At 53.5% G+C, this 18,675-nt stretch carries 14 protein-coding genes; 8 read left to right on the top strand and 6 right to left on the bottom strand.

Annotated features, from left to right (window positions below):
• Positions 1-720 precede the first annotated feature (720 nt).
• From N2245_RS05240 to sppA, 4 genes are all read left to right on the top strand, one after another.
• On the top strand, positions 721-1,878 hold the full coding sequence (locus N2245_RS05240) for a LacI family DNA-binding transcriptional regulator (protein WP_494535674.1): 1,158 nt from the start codon (positions 721-723) through the stop codon (positions 1,876-1,878).
• Between the two features lie 143 nt (positions 1,879-2,021).
• The gene (locus N2245_RS05245) at positions 2,022-3,035 is read left to right on the top strand and encodes an alpha/beta hydrolase (RefSeq protein WP_494535675.1); all 1,014 of its coding nucleotides are present in this window, start codon (positions 2,022-2,024) and stop codon (positions 3,033-3,035) included.
• Entirely contained in the window at positions 3,035-3,694 is a 660-nt protein-coding gene (locus tag N2245_RS05250) for a Yip1 family protein (RefSeq protein WP_494535676.1), read from the top strand. The genes N2245_RS05245 and N2245_RS05250 overlap by 1 nt, the downstream gene beginning before the upstream one ends.
• Before the next feature lie 12 nt (positions 3,695-3,706).
• On the top strand, positions 3,707-4,714 hold the full coding sequence (gene sppA / locus N2245_RS05255; protein WP_494535677.1) for a signal peptide peptidase SppA: 1,008 nt from the start codon (positions 3,707-3,709) through the stop codon (positions 4,712-4,714).
• A 27-nt stretch (positions 4,715-4,741) separates the two neighbouring features.
• On the opposite strand, the gene N2245_RS05260 is transcribed toward sppA, so the two are convergent.
• The 6 genes from N2245_RS05260 to N2245_RS05285 all read right to left on the bottom strand — a co-directional run bounded on the left by N2245_RS05260 (position 4,742) and on the right by N2245_RS05285 (position 12,324).
• Positions 4,742-6,160 (bottom strand): class II fumarate hydratase, encoded by a 1,419-nt coding sequence (locus tag N2245_RS05260; protein WP_494535678.1) that lies wholly within the window; start codon positions 6,158-6,160, stop codon positions 4,742-4,744.
• A gap of 16 nt (positions 6,161-6,176) precedes the next feature.
• Positions 6,177-7,478, bottom strand: a complete 1,302-nt coding sequence (locus N2245_RS05265) for an MFS transporter (RefSeq protein WP_494535679.1) — start codon at positions 7,476-7,478, stop codon at positions 6,177-6,179.
• Between the two features lie 133 nt (positions 7,479-7,611).
• Positions 7,612-8,553, bottom strand: coding sequence for an ABC transporter permease (locus N2245_RS05270; protein WP_494535680.1), 942 nt, complete (start codon positions 8,551-8,553; stop codon positions 7,612-7,614).
• 21 nt (positions 8,554-8,574) lie between these two features.
• Positions 8,575-9,498 carry an ABC transporter permease gene (locus tag N2245_RS05275; protein ID WP_494535681.1) on the bottom strand — a complete coding sequence of 308 codons (924 nt, stop codon included), beginning with the start codon at positions 9,496-9,498 and terminating at the stop codon, positions 8,575-8,577.
• 132 nt (positions 9,499-9,630) lie between these two features.
• Entirely contained in the window at positions 9,631-11,499 is a 1,869-nt protein-coding gene (locus tag N2245_RS05280) for a peptide ABC transporter substrate-binding protein (RefSeq protein ID WP_494535682.1), read from the bottom strand.
• Positions 11,500-11,814: 315 nt separating this feature from the next.
• Positions 11,815-12,324 carry a class IV adenylate cyclase gene (locus tag N2245_RS05285; protein ID WP_494535683.1) on the bottom strand — a complete coding sequence of 170 codons (510 nt, stop codon included), beginning with the start codon at positions 12,322-12,324 and terminating at the stop codon, positions 11,815-11,817.
• An 80-nt stretch (positions 12,325-12,404) separates the two neighbouring features.
• On the opposite strand from N2245_RS05285, the gene N2245_RS05290 reads away from it, so the two are divergent.
• The 4 genes from N2245_RS05290 (at position 12,405) to N2245_RS05305 (ending at position 18,646) form a co-directional block, all read left to right on the top strand.
• Positions 12,405-13,799 (top strand): gluconokinase, encoded by a 1,395-nt coding sequence (locus tag N2245_RS05290; protein ID WP_494535684.1) that lies wholly within the window; start codon positions 12,405-12,407, stop codon positions 13,797-13,799.
• A 116-nt stretch (positions 13,800-13,915) separates the two neighbouring features.
• A complete protein-coding gene (locus tag N2245_RS05295; protein WP_494535685.1) occupies positions 13,916-15,790 on the top strand; it encodes a transketolase in 1,875 nt (624 codons plus the stop codon).
• Between the two features lie 22 nt (positions 15,791-15,812).
• Complete coding sequence (gene tal / locus N2245_RS05300) at positions 15,813-16,988, top strand: transaldolase (protein WP_494535686.1); 1,176 nt, start codon at positions 15,813-15,815, stop codon at positions 16,986-16,988.
• Positions 16,985-18,646: a bifunctional transaldolase/phosoglucose isomerase gene (locus tag N2245_RS05305; protein WP_494535864.1), complete on the top strand. Its 1,662-nt coding sequence runs from the start codon at positions 16,985-16,987 to the stop codon at positions 18,644-18,646. The genes tal and N2245_RS05305 overlap by 4 nt, the downstream gene beginning before the upstream one ends.
• Positions 18,647-18,675 lie beyond the last annotated feature (29 nt).

Genomic DNA, 18,675 nt, shown 5'->3' on the forward strand with positions numbered 1-18,675 from the left:
ATGCCGCCCTCACACCGCCCGCAGACCCCCCACCGCTTCACCACCAACAGGCCTCCCATAAGTCGGAAGTGAGGTCAGAGGCAGCCGCCTACCTCTTGTGCCACAGAGGAAGTGGCAGTCTTGCAGGAGCCAAAGGCTGCCCACAGGGAGGAACAACCCCTACCTTAGAGCTTACCTCCAAGACCTTTTTCCCGATTTCCCGATTACTTAAGAGACCGGGAAATCGGGAAAAACTCCAGCTCCGTCACTTCCCCTCAGAGTGTACCTTGCGCGCTCACAGCAAGACTCCACAGGGAGCACATCTCATGGACCATTACCCCGCTCCTGCCCACAGCCAGAGCCTCCGCTCAGCCCATCCCAAACGCACTCCTGACGGGGGAGCATCTGTCGCAATGAGGTCAGTCCCCTGTCCACTCCCCGCATCCTCTCCCTGCCCACATCACCCTCCGATAACCCCTTCAAGCCTGCGGTGGCACCAGGGAGTCAGGTGCGCCCTCGTGAGCCGGCAGCCACCACTCTCCCCAGGTGTACCTGTGAGGACAGTGCTTATGTGAAATTCCCGATTTCCCGATTCTTAAGAGACCGGGAAATCGGGAATTCAGGAATTTGGGCATCCTGGGAGCTTGGAGCGCAAAGGTTCCCGTTCCCGGGGGTGCTGAGAGTGGGACTATTCCTCTTGAAATCTGCGACCTATATAATGTTGCCTGGGAGATTTGCTTGATGCCTCAATCAGATCAGACAGACGATAAGCAGAATAAGCTCGGGAAGGCCAGGAGGTTCCAGGGTGCAAGCCTGAGGGATGTGGCCAAGCTTGCTGGAGTGTCGGTCAAGACCGTCTCCAACGTGGTCAATAACTACCCTCATGTGACCGAGGAGACCAGGATGCGTGTGCAGCGCGCACTCGAGGAGCTGAACTACAGGCCCAACCTATCTGCCAGGAACCTGCGTAATGGCAAGTCGGGGCTTATCGCTCTTGCCGTACCGGAGATCGACTTCCCCTACTTTTCAGAGCTAGCCCGCCTGGTCATCAGGGTTGCCGAGGAGCGAGGATACACAGTACTTATCGATCAAACAGGTGGCGTAAGGGACAGAGAAAAGCTCGTACTGGCAGGCATACGCCCTCAGATGGTGGACGGCATTATCTTTAGCCCCATAGAGACAGGGAAGGGAGACCTGCTGGAGCGGAAGGATGATACCCCTCTCGTCCTGCTCGGCGAGGGGGCCACCGACGGTATATTGGACCACGTAGGCATAGACAACGTCAAGGCCGCGCACGTGGCCGTACGGCACCTGTTGGATCTCGGCCGAAGGCGTATCGCAGCGATCGGAGCGCAGCCCGGGGTCGTCGTACAGACCGGGCACCTACGCCTCAGAGGATACTGTGAAGCCCTGCAAGAGGCAGGAATAGGGATCGACCAGGATCTTATAGCCAGAGCACCAGCCTATCACAGGCACGAGGGCGCCGAGGCCATGAGGAAGCTGCTGGAACTCAAGGACCCGCCGGACGCAGTGTTCTGCTTCAACGATCTGCTTGCACTGGGGGCCATAAGGACCCTTATAAACTTTGGGCTGAGGGTACCAGAGGACGTCGCAGTAGTGGGCTTCGACGACATAGAGGAGGCCAGCTACAGCAACCCTACACTCACCAGCATATCTCCCAACAAGGCACAGATCGCACGCATCGCGATCTCCATGCTGATATCTCGCATGGAAGAAGGCAATACAACTCCTCCCAGAGAAGAACAGGTGGACTTTAGGCTGATCGCTCGCGAAAGCACCCTCGGCGTAAGATGCCAGGAGCGGGTGATCTATGACTCTCTACAAGAGGGCAAGACAAGGAGCAATAGCGCCTCCGATGAAGGGTTAGCGCATGACTGATAGCAGCGGATATGCATCATGTGTGTCTACCTGGGTGCCAATTTCCTCACACTCTCTGCATGCCCCCCAAAGGTTTACGCTCTTGGTATGGTATCCTGCTTCTGAGAAAATGCCTGTAGATATTGGACTCATAGGAGCTGAGGATGAAGAGAGGAAGAGTTGAGTCGATCACCGTACAGAGCAAGGTGCTGAAGACCAATCCCCTGGGTGATCCTTGGGAGCGTGAGCTGCTGGTGTACTTGCCACCTGACTACAGCGAGTCCTCTCAAGGCTACCCTGTGGTATATATGCTCGCGGGATTCTCAGGCACCGGCAGGTCCTTCCTGAACTTTCAGCCCTGGCAGCCTAACATCGCCGAGCGTATGGACAAGCTTATATCCCAGGGAGTACCCCCCGCCATACTTGTTATGCCCGACTGCTTCACGTCCTTCGGGGGTAGTCAGTACATAAACTCCACCGCAACCGGCATGTACGAGGACCACATCACAACCGAGATCGTGCCTTTGGTAGATAACAGCTACAATACCCTGCCAGGTCGCGACCATAGGGGTATCATGGGTAAGAGTAGCGGAGGCTACGGAGCATTGGTGCTGGGCATGAGGCATCCGGATGTCTTCTCAGCGGTCGCCTGCCACAGCGGGGACATGTACTTCGAGCTGTGTTACAAGCCGGATTTCCCGAAGTTCGTGAGCGCTATCGAGCGGGCAGGAGGACTCGAGGCCTGGTGGCAACAATTCAACGACAAGCCCAAGAAGTCCAGCAGCGACTTCGAGGCCGTGAACATACTGGCCATGGCTGCCGCCTACTCGCCTGATCCCAACAAACCTCTGGGGATAGATTTCCCCTTTGACCTGAGAACCTGCCAGATAAGAGATGACGTCTGGCAGAGATGGCTGGAGAACGACCCTGTCCACATGGTAGACCGCTACGCTGACTCGCTCAGATCGCTCAAGCTGCTCTTCCTGGACTGCGGCTTCAGAGATCAGTACAACCTCCACTTCGGGGCCAGGATCCTCACCTCCAAGCTGGAAGAGCTTGGAGTGCCCTATGAGTACGAAGAGTTCGACGACAACCACTCCAACACCAGCTACAGGTACGATGTATCCCTGCCCAAGATCATACAGGCATTGGTGGAGCAGGACCCCGGAGGCAGCTAATGGAGACTCTACGAATCCTTTGGGCCCCAAATGAAGAGTTCCCACGACTGCTGAAAGCTGGCGGCACACGATGGGCAATTGGTACCGTGTCGCTGCTGGCCTTCCTGAACCTCATCACCACCCTGATCAATCTCAACAGCGGCGTCCTGCAGCTGGAGCAACAATACTTCCCCGACGTGCCACGTGACGTTCTCCAGGCCACCCAGCAAGCAATGAAAGTGCTAACGCCTATAGCAGCCGCCACTTACCCATTCATCATCTGGCTGGTGCTCGGTGTCCTCATGTACCTTATTGGCAGAGCGTTCGGTGGCACGGGCAGGTTGTCATCCATGCTAGTGGTCTCGGGCGTATCCCAGCTTCCTCTCATCGTGGGGTTGGTGGCAGGCTCAGTTCTGGCGGCAGCCGCCTCCACCACATCCCCAGATAGCCCAGCAGCGGCCTTCCTGGGTTCACTGTCCTTCAGTCTGCTGATAGGGCAATTCATGTGGATGGCCTGGCTGGCAGTAACGGGCATCAGACACGTACACCAGCTGGATCCCAGGAAGAGCGTGGCATCCTGCGGACTATCTTGCCTTGGGTGTCTAGGCGTGTTTTTTATACTCATGTTCGTAGCAGCTATAATACTAAGTCTGGTTATAACTACAAGAGTAAGCTCATAAGAGGAGACCCTATTGGAGACACCCGCACAACCACAACCGCAACCTCAAACCAAGAAGAGATCATGGATACCTATAGTTGTGTTCCTGTCTGCACTGGCGGTAGCATGTGTAGCGTGTGTGGCCCTGGTGGCTCTGATGGGCCGATCGGTAGAAAGCACCGCCCAGTCCATACGTGAGGAGGCAGTGCAGGGCAACGGCGAGTGGAAGGTCGCCATCATCCCCGTGACAGGGACGATACAAGAAAGCGCAGGAGGGTTTACCACCTCCGCCGCTACGCCCGAAGCCCTGAAGGCCATGCTCGACCAGGCCGAAAACGACTCCAAGGTCAAGGCCGTCATCCTCGAAGTGGACTCTCCCGGTGGAGAGGTCGTGGCCAGCGATGAGATGTACAGGGAGATCCTGGACTTCAAGCAGAGAACACACAAGCCTGTGGTGGTGCGTATGGTCAGCACAGCCGCCTCGGGAGGATACTACATCTCGATGGCTGCGGATAAGATAGTTGCCAACCCCATGACCCTCACCGGCTCTCTGGGTGTGATCATGGAGTACATGAACCTCTCCAAGGCTGCGGACAAAGTAGGCATAAGCCAGGTGGTTATCCGCAGCGGAGAGTTCAAAGACATGGGTAACCCCTTCCGGGAGCCGACCAAGGAGGAGAGGCAGATCCTGCAGCAGTTGGTCGACGAGGCCTACAACCAGTTCGTCAGCGTGATCTCCAAAGGTCGCAAGATGTCAGCCTCCAGAGTCAGGCAGCTGGCCGACGGCCGAGTATACTCCGGACAACAGGCCAAACAGCTAGGGTTGGTGGATGAGTTGGGCAACCTGGATAAGGCTGTACAGGTAGCGGAACAGCTCGCAGGTATAAAGAACGCTCAGGTGGTCAGGTATCGTCACTCTGTGTCTCTGTTCTCGCTGCTCAGCAGCAGGCTACAGATGTCGACCGAGCCCGACGCTATGAAGATCCTCAGATCCGCCGGTTACGACATCACCCCAAGACTAATGTATATCTACCGGCCGTAATGGCAGGGGTCCAGCTCCACCTCGCCACTAGCCACCGGCTGGACCTATGTTCCTTCCAGGCTCGGTCATGACCTCCGGGTTGAGTATCCGATCTAGCTCTTCGTCTGAAAGCTGCGTCCTCTCCCGAGCCACCTCACGTATAGTCCTGCCTGTCCGGTGCGCCTCCTGTGCTATCTTAGCAGCAGCATCGTAACCTATCTCAGGAGCAAGGGCTGTGCATATCGCCAAACCCTGCTCCACCAGCTGAGGGCCTCTCTCCGTCGCTCTCAGCCCCCTGACACACTTTGCCGCAAAGTTGCCGGAGGCAGATGCCATTATCTCTACAGATTGCAGCAGGTTGTAGGCCACCACAGGCATCATGGTGTTCAGCTCGAAGTTCCCCCACTGGCCGCCTGTGGTTACGACAGTATCGTTGCCGATCACCTGCGCGCACACCATCAGCAGGCTCTCGGCTATCACCGGATTCACCTTCCCCGGCATTATAGAGCTGCCAGGCTGAACTTCGGGTAGCTCCAGCTCTCCGATCCCGGCCCTAGGGCCCGACCCCAACCACCTGATGTCGTTGGCGATCTTCATGAGGCTCACGGCTATCGTCTTGAGTACGCCGCTGGTGAGCACACAGGCATCCAGCGAGCTCTGCGCCTGAAAGTGGTTCGTCGTCTCCCTGATCTCAAAGCCGTTCAGCTGCGAGAGCTTCTCACACACCCTGTGGGCGAACTCCGGATGCGTGTTTATCCCGGTGCCCACGGCCGTGCCCCCGAGCGCCACCTCCGAGAGCTCGGCCTTAGCATAGGACAGGCGCTGCAACGCCCTCTCCACCTGACCAACGTATCCCTCAAATTCCTGGCCTAGACGGATGGGGGTAGCATCCTGCAGGTGGGTCCTGCCGGTCTTGATAATAGGCATGAACTCTACAGATTTCTCGCGTAGAGCTGCTAACAACTCGCTCAGCGCAGGTTCCAGGGCCTCCTGTATGGCCGACAACGTAGAAACATGAATGGCTGTAGGGATAACATCATTGGAGCTCTGCCCCAGATTCACGTGGTCGTTAGGGTGGACTGGGGACTTGGACCCGATCTCGCCACCCAATATCTCGATGGCCCTGTTGGCTATCACCTCGTTGGCGTTCATGTTGGTCGAGGTGCCGGATCCAGTCTGGAAGATATCGATAACGAACTGGGAGTCCATCTTCCCATCGATAACCTCCCGGGCCGCCCTCACTATCGCGTCTGCTATACGGGGATCAAGCAGCCCCAGCTCAGCGTTCACCTCGGCAGCAGCCATCTTGATCTGTCCAAGGGCTTTGATGAATCTCCTCGGGAATCGCAAGTCGCTGATCGGGAAGTTCTCCACAGCTCTTTGGGTCTGCGCACCATAGTAAGCATCAGCTGGAACCCTGACCTCGCCCATGGAGTCTTTTTCTATCCTGAACCGACCATCCGTCATATTTGTCCTCCTGTTCCTACAGTTTCATACTCCTGGTAAACCTTGGGTCTCTAACCAGCATAGACGTGACCAGGAGCGCCAGCAGCGCTGCCATGACCGCAATCATGAAGATGCTCACGTAGCCATAACCCGCTATAACACCGCCTAGAATCGGCACTAAGCTCCTTAGGGGGGCCGTGATGGCCATGTTGATCGAGCTGTAGGTCGGCACCTGCCCCGGAGGTGCAAACTCCAGTGGCATGTTGGAGCTGCCCATATTGGACCCTACTATCATCAGGCCGTTGAGAGCGAACACTAAGTAGAACCACTCTATAGATGGCGCTATAGCAGCAAGCAGCGGTGCGAGCACTCCGGAAGCCATAGCTATCTGGAGGACTATCTTGTTGCCGCGCCTGTCGGCCAGTGTGCCATAGAGCAGGTTGGCAACCGTGTTCGATACCATGAGTATGGTCGTAAAAAGTGCCACCTGCTGAGGAGAAGCTCTAAACCGATCTATGGCATAGGCGGTGTAGAACGCCGGAGCCATGAACGCTAGCGTGTAGATGGCCTGGGCTCCCACAAACACACCAAATTCCCTGTCCTCCACCAACACCTTAGGAGCTCTCCTCAGATACTCCAGGACGGATCTATGGCTGGTGAGCGTCTCCGAAGGCAGCTCCCTAGTAAACGGAAAGCCCAGGATGCCCACAAAGAGTATCACGAACGCTAGGAAGAATATCATAGCAAAAGCATCCGGAAAACCGTACCTCTCCAGGAGAACCCCCGACAGAGAGCTGCCCAGTATCGCCAGCAGCCCACCTATGGTACCTCCAAGCCCCCAGGTAATGCCCCTCCTATTAGGTGGTATGACCTTCGAGAAGAGGTTGAAGTACGAGGGCATGTTCAAGCCCATTGCTAGGTTGTGCATGGTCCATGCCCCAAAGAACACCCACAGAAGAAGGTCAGGGTTGCTCCGGCCCAGCAGCGGAGTGAGTATGGACAGCACCAGTATGGGGAACCTCTCCACCAGGGCAACGATAAACAGGTACCACTTCTGAATCGCCTTCTGCTCGATGTAGCCAGCAACAAATATCGCGGGCAGCAGCGTGCCCAGGCTCGCTATAGCAGTTATCAGGCCCACTGCCAAGGTGGAATCAGTTATCTCCCGCACGAACAGAGGTAATATCGTGACCTGAGACATCAAGCTTGTAGCCAGCTGAAAGGATATGGAATCGGCGAGCATTATCAGGAAGTTGTGCCTGAAGTTAAGCTTCGTGAACCTCTCACGTTCCAGCTCGCCCACCTTATAGGACGTACCAGCCACTACCCCCTCCGACACCCCATCCCCTCCGAAAGTGAGATTAAGAGAGCATATGGTCAGAGACCCTGACTCACAAGATGCAGCCGAGGGCCTTCTGAACCCTCGGCTGCGCTTATATCTATGATAAAGCCTGCAAGGCTTGTATGGCTAACTACTTGCCCATGTAGGGGTCAAGGGCATCCCTCAGACCATCACCCAAGAAGGTAAAGGCAAGCATTATGAGCGCTATCAGGATAGCCGGCATCAGCACGAACTCGGGAGCATAGGTCACCTGCGGGAAGCTATCGTACACCATGCTACCCCAGGTAGGTGTCTGCGGCTTGACGCCCAATCCCAAGTAGCTAAGGGAAGACTCTGCAAGGATGTACGAAGGCACTCCAAAGGCGATCGAAACAATGATCGGCGCCAAGCTATTGGGCAGTATATGTCTTATGAGTATCCTTCGCGTGGGTACCCCCAGCGCTTTGGCTGCCTCCACAAACTCCCTGTTCTTCAACCTCAGGACTTCTCCTCTGACCAGCCTTGCCATGCTCACCCAGTCCGTAATGGCAAAGGCTATGAACAGGAGCAGCAACCCACCAAATATATCTCCGATCTTGGAATCCCTGAAGGCAGACTGCACTACTATGTAGAATAGGAGCGCAGGGAATGCGTACACAACGTCCACTATTCTCATGATAATGTTATCCGCGCGACCACCCAGCCACCCGGAGGTCATACCTACAGTGATCCCAATAGCTGCCACTATAAACACAGGCACGAACCCTACTATCAGGCTGACTCGAGCGCCGTAGATCAGCCTACTAAGCTCATCTCTGGCCAGAGAGTCAGTACCCAAAATATACTGAGGATTGTGCCCCGACACCCAAAACGGTGGGGTGTTAGGTACCGCATTAGGATCTATAGCATTAGGATTGTGAGGAGCTAATACATCAGCAAATATGGCTATCAGAGCCATGATAATTATATAGACAGCACCTGCTATTGCCATCTTGTTGCGCTTGAGCCTTCTCCAGGCATCCACCCAGAGACCTCTAGGGCGTACAGCGCTGGCCTCTCTCAGTGCTGTAAGTTGATCTGCTGCTTCTGCCATTGGATTACTCTTGCCTCCTTCTTAGCTAGTCTTGATGCGCGGATCCACTAGGCCATAGGTCAGGTCTACCAGCAGGTTGCCTATCACTATGAAGAAGGTGTAGAACAGCGTGGTGCCCATGATCACTGGATAATCCCGCGCAGAGATGCTTTGGATAAAGAGATATCCCATTCCAGGGACATTGAAGACATTTTCTATGATGATGGTGCCCGTTATAAGAGAAGCTAGAGCAGGACCAGAGATAGTAACTACTGGAATGAGGGCATTACGGACTATATGCCTGAGGTTGATTATACGTGGCGGCAGTCCTTTGGCTCTGGCTGTACGAATATAGTCCTGCCGAATTATCTCCAATACACTAGCACGTGTTAGTCTAGCTATAAAAGCTGCTGTACTTAGCCCCAAAGCTACACTTGGAAGTATATAGCTCTTCCAGCCTGCAAACAGTACTGGCACCCACCCCAGCTTCACAGCAAAGATAATTAGCAGAAATATACCTAATACAAAGCTGGGAATAGTGTAGCCCACCGTAGCGAAGAACAGGCTCACGTAATCGATCCAAGTGTTTTGTTTGAGGGCAGCTATGATGCCTAGTGATATCCCCAACACCAGCGCCATGGCCCATGCGTAGAGTCCTATCCTTGCGGAGTAGGGAAACCCGGCCATTATGCGCTGTACCACAGTCTGTGACTCGTTGGAATAAGACTGCCCAAAGTCGAGCTTGAGCACGTTGCGCCAATAGATCAGGTACTGTACTACTAAGGGCTTGTCAAGACCGTACTTCCTGTTGAAGGACTTCTCGAGCTCGGGGCTGATGTTCTTTCCCCCAACCCTGGCATCCCAAGGACTACCAGGAGCAGCATGCATCAGGAAGAAGGTTACAGTCCCAACAAGCCACAGTACTGGAATCATCCACAAAAGTCTGTTGACTATGAACCTAAGCACCTTATCCCCTCTACTATAAGAACTTTATCTGCTTGAAGGTTTTACATCATTTTACCGCTTATGTCCAGGAGCAAAACAAATAAAATTGGGGTTACCACCAAAGTGGTAACCCCTTTATAGACCTCACAGCGATTACTTGGTCTTATATATCTTGTCAGACTCGTAGATCAGACCAAGCGGATCACTTATGTGGTGGGACACGCCCTTGACATTAGGCTTGATCAGTACCAGCGACTCAGAGTGGAACTGGAAGGCCACCGGAGCCTTCTCGACCAGGATCTTCTCCGCCTGCTGGTAAAGCGGCAAGGCCTGATCCAGAGGTAGCTTGTCAGCCTTGTTCACCAATGCGTTGAACTCAGGATCGTTCCAGCCGTTGGGCGATAGTGGGCTGTTGTTGCCGAACACCAGCGAATCCCAGTCCTGCGGATGCGGATAGTCCTGAATCCAACCCAACCTGTAGATTGGTGGGTTCTTGGACCTATCGTTCAGCATGGACTGCAGGGTTGTGGACTCCAGCGGCGTAGCTACGATGTCTATGTTGAGAACCTGCTTCAGGTTCTGCTGGATGAAGATAGCCCTCTTCTTGGCAGCGCTATCCTCAGCATCGTAGTACAGCTTCTGCGGCGGGAAGCCCTTGCCGTTGGGATAACCAGCCTCAGCAAGCAGCTGCCTGGCCTTCTGCGGATCATATGTCTGCTGCACTTCATCTTGATGACCGGGCACTCCAGGCGGGATGAAAGTACCAGCAGGCTTACCAACCCCTTGGTTGATCTGCCTAATGTACTGCTCGCGGTTGAGAGCGTAAGCTATAGCCTGGCGAACCTTCTGGTTATCAAACGGCTTCTTCTCGAGGTTGAAACCAATGTAGAAGGTAGCAGCATCAACTTGCCTCACCAGCTGATTCTGCAGATCGCCCTTGATCTGAGGTAGCTGGTCAGCAGATATACCTACAGCATCAAGCTCACCCCTCTGGTAGGCCAGGAAGCCAACCTGAGGATCGTTGATGACCTTGAAGACAAGCTTGGCAACGCCCGGCTTGCCACGGAAGTAGTTATCGTTGCGCTCGAATACTACACCCTGCTGCGGGTTGTAGCTGACCATCTTGAAGGGGCCATTACCGATGAAGTACTTGGGGTCCTTCCACCAGTTAGTACCACCGGCCTCCACCAGGTCCTGGCGAGACGGATAAGTAACCCATGTATCCATAACATATGGGAAGTAACCGGCGGGCTGTGTCAGCTTGATGACTAGTGTCTGGTCATCTGGAGCAGTTATGGCCTGATCAACAACAGCCTTCAACTGTGGAAGCTTGGCCTTGTCCTTCTCTAGATCGGCTTCGCGCCAAGCCTGGCAGCCCTGGATGGCGTAAAGTATCGAAGAGTACTTACCGTTCACGTTGGGATCGCAGGCTCTCTTGATGGCGTAAGCGTAATCCTTAGCGGTGGTAGGCTTGCCATCAGAGTAGGTCATGCCCGAACGAATCTTGAACGTGTAGGTCTTGCCATCAGGAGAAACGGTCATGCTCTCCGCGGCATTCGCGACCAGGTTGTTATCCTTGTCGAGAGCCAGAAGTGGTGCGAACACCTGAGAGCTTACCTGGATCTCGTTGACAAAGGACTCAACCTGCGGGTCGAAGGTCTGAGCCCCCTTGGCGTAGTCTATAGTTAGAGTGGCGTTGGGATCTGCATCCGGATTCTCAGCCCCACCTCCCATAAGAGCAGGACCGAGTTTGTAAGCCTGTCCGCCACCGGTCTGCCCACCAGTAGTAGGGGTCTCCGAGACCGTCGGAGTTTGAGATACTGCAGGTGTAGCTGAAGCAGCTGGTGTCGGACTGCCCATCGGTGAGGCCGCAGGCGTTGGACTAGCTGCTGGTGAGGGCGACGGACTGGCAGCACTCGGAGTAGGAGTCTGGCCACCTCCTCCGCCACCACACGCAGCCAGAAACAGGCTCATAACACCTGTGGCAAGCAGCATCTTGAAAGAGCGCTTGTGGCTGTCCATTGTACCTCCTTTGTAATCTTAAGAGATTTGATTTGCCCTACATAAAGAAAAACGCAATTGACTTACCTGACATATAGCTTAAGGACTAGCTTCGGTATCATCACCCCCTTACCTTGCTTACAGATCCCTTCTTACCCCTCGTCTTGTACTTCCGCACTAACAGGGCTCTACATGATGGTTATTATAACCCCGGGACCGGAAAAATATAACAACTAATTTGACCTAAGTATGGTCGCCAATATATGGTACTTTGTATATCTGGCTATCTTCCCACGACAAGGATAATGCATTACTGTCACACATTTTGTCAAGTCATCATTTTCTAAGGTATCTTCTGGCCATCTCAGGATAGCTGAGCCTCACCTCCTCTATAGACTCCAGCCCCAGTAGCCGTCTTACTTTCTTTATTGACAACTCCTCTCCCTCTATCTCGACGTAGGTCCCAAAAGGCAGCCTGTCCAGGCTCACCACACAACCCCCTAGCTCCCAGTAGTTGCGCACCTTGGAAAACTCAAGGTCGACTTCGAAGCCCAAACGCCTTAATATCTCGATCATGGCCTCTGCTGATTCTACGCCTGTCTGTTCTTCATCTCTCTCTTTCACTCCTCCCTTAAATTTAGGCACACCCTTCCATGTGAGGGTGTTTTTACCTGCAGAGGTGCGCAGGCGTAAAAGCTGCCCCTCAAGACGATCGCCGTTAACATCTCTGAATATCCGGTCAACCTCTTCTACATGCGCTTCCCTGAGCGTAGCTCCTGCCCCCCTGAGTCTATCCTCAACTTCTTCCAGGTTCTCAACCCTAAGCTTTACCTCGATTTCTCTCATTATTCCAATACCCCTTACACACCTTGCCCTAGAGTTCAAGTTATGCGAAGATTCTAGAAAATACACTACCAGAGTTTCCCATGTCCCATAAACTGTCAAAGCCCTGTGTTCTGAGTATAGATGTAGGCACATCGTCTATACGTTCCTGCATGATAGACGCCACCGGATCTATAGTTGGTGGAACCCTATATGCCATCGAGCACTCACCGACAACCACCCCAGATGGTGGATCTGAGCTAGATCCCGAAGAGGCTTTCACTAAAGTCTGTGCTGTCATAGATAAATCGCTATCAGCTGCTCGGGAGTATGGCATTATGCCAGCTGCAATAGCTATGACGTCTTTCTGGCATAGCCTCATGGGTATCGATTCCAGAGGAAAGGCTATCACTCCTGTTTACCTGTGGGCAGACACACGCTCAGCTCCATACGTAGAGCAACTAAGGCATAAAGCAAGCGTGGACGAGATATACAAAAAGAATGGCTGTCCGCTTCATTCCTCCTACTGGCCATCAAAACTGGTCTGGCTAAGAGACTCACAACCTCAGCTGTACTCTCAAGTAAACAAATGGCTATCGTTTGCCGAATATGTACAGCTGAGGCTCACGGGAGAGTTAGGATGTGCTCATGGCATGGCATCAGGTACGGGCATCTACCTGCAGCGTGAGATGTCGTGGGATCCCTTCTGGATCGATCTCCTCGATCTGAGAGAAAATTCTCTCCCGAGGCTCACTTCTCTAAGAGAGCCCTTGGGGTACCTGCGCGTCTCAGATTTTCCATGGAAGGACCTCGCTAGTATCCCGTGGTACCCTGCAGTAGGGGATGGGGCCTGCTCCAATATAGGTAGTGGAGCCTCCGATAGCAGTAAAGTTGCAATAAATTTTGGCACCAGCGGAGCCATTCGAATCGTGGTTGATCAGTATTTAGAGCCACCCCACGGTCTGTGGCTGTACAGGATAGATGAGGACAGATTACTATTTGGAGGCGCCCTAAGCAACGCCGGTAATATGTATGAATGGCTCACCGAGACACTACGCATCTCGCACGAGCAAGCCGAGTGGTGCCTACTGACCATTCAGGATGTCAAACCCGGCTTGGTATTCGAACCCTATCTGGCAGGAGAAAGAAGCCCTAGGTGGCGCCCTGATGCTACTGGCACTATCAAAGGACTGAGGTTGGACACAAAACCCGAGGACATATTCAAAGCCGGCATGCTGGGAGTGCTGTATGAGTTCGCCAAGGTACACGATATGCTGGATAACTCATTAGGTAGTGATGATAGAGTCACGATCTTGAGCGGTGGTGCTATCACAAAATCTCAGGCTTTGAGAAAGGCTCTCAGCGATGTCTTGAGACGCCCAACAATGATTTGTCTGGAAGAAGAACCTTCAGCGAGAGGAGCTGCTCTACTAGTTCTGGAAGCTATAGGGGCGATTAGCGATTTAAAGGACTCCCCCGCAAGGCTAGAAGCTCCGTAGGTTTCGCCTAGGATAGCACCTAGGTATATAATCTATATTCAGGGGAATGTGGAATTTGGAACCATGGCGGCACGAATCTTGATCTGTCGCTTATATTAGTAAGGAGGCTAAGTTAAATGGCTGTAACAACCGACCAGAAGACCCAGATCGAGCAGTGGCACGAACTAGCTCAACAGTTGAGAGTAGATAGCCTCAGGTGCAGCACTGAGGCAGGATCCGGTCATCCCACCTCTTCTATGTCTGCTGCGGACCTCATGGCAGTCCTAATGAGCAAATATCTGCGATACGATTTCAACAATCCAGAGAATCCCGCAAACGATCACCTTGTATTCTCAAAGGGGCATGCCTCTCCTCTGCTATACTCCATGTTCAAGGCAGCAGGAGCCATCACCGATGAGGAATTGATGACCTTTAGAAAGTTTGGTAGCCGGCTCCAGGGACACCCCACACCCGCTATACCATGGGTGGATGTTGCCACTGGTTCCCTTGGGCAGGGGCTACCAATAGCTGTAGGCATAGCGCTATCTGGCAAGTATCTTGAGAAACTTCCCTACAGAGTCTGGGTGCTCTGTGGCGATAGCGAGATGGCTGAAGGCTCGATGTGGGAGGCCTTCCAACATGCTGGCTATTACAAGCTCGACAACCTGATAGCGATAGTAGACGTCAACAGGCTTGGCCAACGTGGCGAGACGATGCTTGGATGGAATCTGGACGGTTACGCAGAGCGCGCTAAGGCCTTCGGCTGGCACGTCATAGAGATAGATGGTCATAACCTTGAGGAGATAGATCGAGCATACGAGGAGGCCATACAGGTCACAGGCCAACCTACCGTTATCCTCGCACGCACCCATAAGGGTAGAGGGGTGAGCTTCCTTGAGGATAAGGAGGGATGGCATGGTAAGCCCATAGATAAGGATAGCCTCCCCAAGGCGATTGAGGAACTGGGCGGTGAGAGGAACATAACCATAGAGGTTCCCAAGCCAGATCCGGTAGAGGCTCCAAGCAGAGGAGAGAACAAGCCCGTGGAGCTTCCCAAGTACGAGGTAGGTGATTCCGTGGCCACTAGAGGAGCCTACGGGGATGCCCTCAAGGCGCTTGGCGCAGCCAGAGGAGATGTAGTAGCCCTTGATGGAGAGGTAAGCAATTCTACTTATTCTGAAAAATTCGCCAAGGCCTATCCAGACAGGTTCTTTGAGATGTACATAGCAGAGCAACAGATGGTTGCCGCAGCTATAGGCCTTGGAGTGCGCAAGTGGGTACCCTTCGCGTCCACGTTCGCTGCGTTCCTAACAAGGGCTTATGACTTTATACGCATGGGCGCCATATCTCGCGCTAACATCAGGCTCTGCGGTTCTCATGCAGGCGTATCCATCGGAGAGGATGGCCCTTCGCAGATGGGTCTGGAAGACATAGCGATGATGCGCGCGGTACATGGCAGCACGGTGCTGTACCCTTGCGATGCCAATCAGACCGCCCAGCTGGTAGCCGCCATGGCAGACCAGAGCGGCATCAGCTTCCTGCGGACTACTAGAGAGAAGACACCTGTCATTTATTCCTCTGACGAGGAATTCAAGATAGGCGGCAGCAAGGTCGTCAAGCAGTCAGACAACGATGTGGCCACGGTCGTTGCCGCCGGCATAACGGTACACGAGGCGATTAAGGCCTACGAGGAGCTGCAAAAAGAGGGGGTATCTATTAGGGTAGTAGATGCCTACTCTGTCAAGCCGATCGATGTATCTACCCTGATCGAATCCCTGCGGGCTACAGGTGGCAAACTGGTGATTGCAGAGGATCACTGGGCAGAGGGTGGTCTGGGCGAGGCAGTACTCTCTGCTCTGGCCGATTCAGGGCAAGTATCGCTTTCTGATATCAAGGTCAAGCACCTGGCGGTCCGCGATATGCCTGGCTCTGGTAAACCGCAGGAGCTGTTGGATGCAGCAGGCATCAGCGCCAAGCATATAGCCAACGCAGTACGTGAGCTATCCAAATAGCGCTATCGGGAGGTAAACAAAAATGCGCACTAGACTACACGAGCTTATCGAACAAGGGCAGAGCCCATGGATAGACTACATCACCAGAGATATAATCAAGTCCGGGGAGCTCCAATCCCTGATAGATAAAGGCATAAGGGGTCTGACATCTAACCCAACCATATTCGAAAAGGCTATCTCCAGCTCAAAGGAGTACGATGAAGCCTTCAGGCAGCTGGTACAGAAGGGAGCTTCCCAGTCTGAGATCTACGAAGGACTGATTGTGGAGGACATACGCATGGCTGCTGATGTCCTCCGGCCTGTGTATGATGAAACAGGGGGGCTTGATGGCTACGTCAGTATAGAGGTCAACCCCAAGCTGGCCTACGATACTGAGGGCACAATCGCTGAGGCCCGAAAGTTCTTCCAGACCATCGATCGTCCGAACATCTTCATAAAGGTGCCCGCTACCGACCAGGGCATCCCTGCCATTAGGCAGTTAATCAGTGAGGGCATAAACGTCAATATTACCCTCATATTCTCCATCGATTACTACGAGCGCGTTATGGATGCCTACTTCGAAGGGCTGGAGCAGAGAGTGTCTGAGGGCAAGCCCATAGATAAGATCGCTTCCGTAGCCAGCTTCTTCGTAAGCCGAGTCGACACAGAGGTGGACAAGAGACTGCAGAAGCTCATCGAATCTGAGCAGGACAGCCAGAAGAAGAGTGAGCTCGAGAGCCTTCTTGGAAAAGCAGCAATAGCCAATGCACGCATAGCCTATCAACACTTCCTCAAGAAGTTCCAAGGCGAGAGGTGGGAGAGCCTGAAATCCAAGGGCGCACGGGTACAAAGGCCTCTGTGGGCCAGCACGAGCACCAAGAACCCCGCATACAGAGACGTCATGTATGTGGAAGAGCTCATCGGACCCGATACGGTCAACACTATGCCTCCACAGACCATAGAGGCGTTCCTGGACCATGGCAAAGTGGCCAGGACCATTGACAAGGACCTCGACCAGGCATATGCCGTGATCGAGAAACTCGAGAGCCTTGGAATAAGCATGAAAGATGTAACTGACAAGCTCCAGGCAGATGGAGTCAAGCTCTTTGCGGATTCCTTCGACAGCCTGGACAAGGTGATCAACGAGAAGAGGGAGACTCTGATGGCGGAACTCAAAGACAGGCAGTTCGCTAATTTGGGCTCCTACGAGGGAAAATAACTGACCGCCTCCACCGATTCCAGCAGGAGTCGGTCGGCAGGCGGTTATGGCAACACGATGCCAGCATCTGGAAGGATGACCCAGCCGTCCAGCAGAAGATTCGCAACAGGCTAGGTTGGCTGGACGTCATCCAAGAGATGATCAAAGAAGTCCCCAATCTGCAAACTTTTGCAGATGAGCTTAGGGCCGAAGGTTTTACACACGCAGTGCTTCTTGGCATGGGAGGTAGCAGCCTTGCTCCCGATGTGCTGCGCCATACCTTTGGCTCAGCACAGGGATATCCAGAACTCCACGTGCTTGATACCACAGATAGTACAACTATCAAGTCTGTAGAGGACAAGATAGATCTGTCAAAGACCTTGTTCATAGTTGCCAGCAAGTCCGGCACAACTATCGAAACGGTCTCGCAGTTCAAGTACTTCTGGGATAAGGTTAGCTCTCTGGGTGCAAGCAACCCTGGCAAGCACTTCATAGCGATCACAGATCCAGGGACAAAGCTTGCCGAGGAGGGCAGATCCAAAGGTTTCAGGGCCGTGTTCGAGAACAGAGAGGACATAGGTGGAAGATACTCCGCATTGTCCTACTTTGGACTAGTGCCTGGGGCTATAATTGGCGCCCCAATAGATAAGCTTTTGGACAGAGCTCAGGACATGTCAAAGGAATGCGGTCCTGATGTAGATCCTCAGGACAACCCCGGCGTGTGGCTCGGCACTATCATGGGTGAGATGGCGCTAGCTGGCAGAGACAAGCTTACTCTGGTGATCTCGCCTGGGATAGGCACCTTTGGCTATTGGGTAGAGCAACTTATAGCCGAAAGCACGGGTAAAGAAGGCAAAGGCATACTACCCGTCGAGGGCGAGACCTTAGGTGAGCCCAGCTCCTACGGAGACGATAGGCTCTTCGTCCACTTAGACATGGGCTCCCCTGAGGACAAAGAGATGGGGCAGAAGCTTGAGAGATTGGCACAGTCCGGGCACCCAGTCGTTACACTTCAATTAGCAGGCCCAACAGATATGGGTGGAGAGTTCCTGAGATGGGAGATTGCTACAGCCATAGCTGGGGCTATACTCGGGATCAATCCATTTGATGAGCCCAACGTACAGGAGAGCAAAGATAATACCAATCGCCTCCTGCGAGAGTATGAAAACACAGGCAAGCTACCAGAGCCTGAGCCTGATATAACCGAAGGATCGATCTCTCTGTATGGATATCAAGGACATACTCTTGCAGGAGCGTTAGAAGCTTTCCTATCCAGCGCAAAGGCGGGGGACTACCTGGCTCTTATGGCTTATGTGCCTTATGATCCAGAGGTCAAAAAGCCCTTACAGGAAGCTAGAATCCAGCTAAGAGATGCGCTAAGGATAGCTACTACCTTTGGCTATGGACCGCGATTCCTGCATTCCACAGGGCAATTACATAAGGGCGGAGCGGATAACGGCATATTCTTGCAGGTAACTTACGATGAGCCTCAAGACATACCAATACCAGGAGTTCCTTACAGCTTCAACGTTCTCAAGAGGGCTCAAGCTCTGGGAGATTTTGAAGCCTTGAAGGGAAGAGGGAGAAGAGTGCTCAGGGTGCACTTGCAAGGAGAGTTATACCAAGCCCTCACACAGCTACAATCCGTTGTACAGGATGCTATAAAGGTTAGAAGCTAGGGTGGTATCATAGAGGGTGGAACGATAAA

Source organism: Thermobaculum sp. T2p (assembly GCF_059335935.1).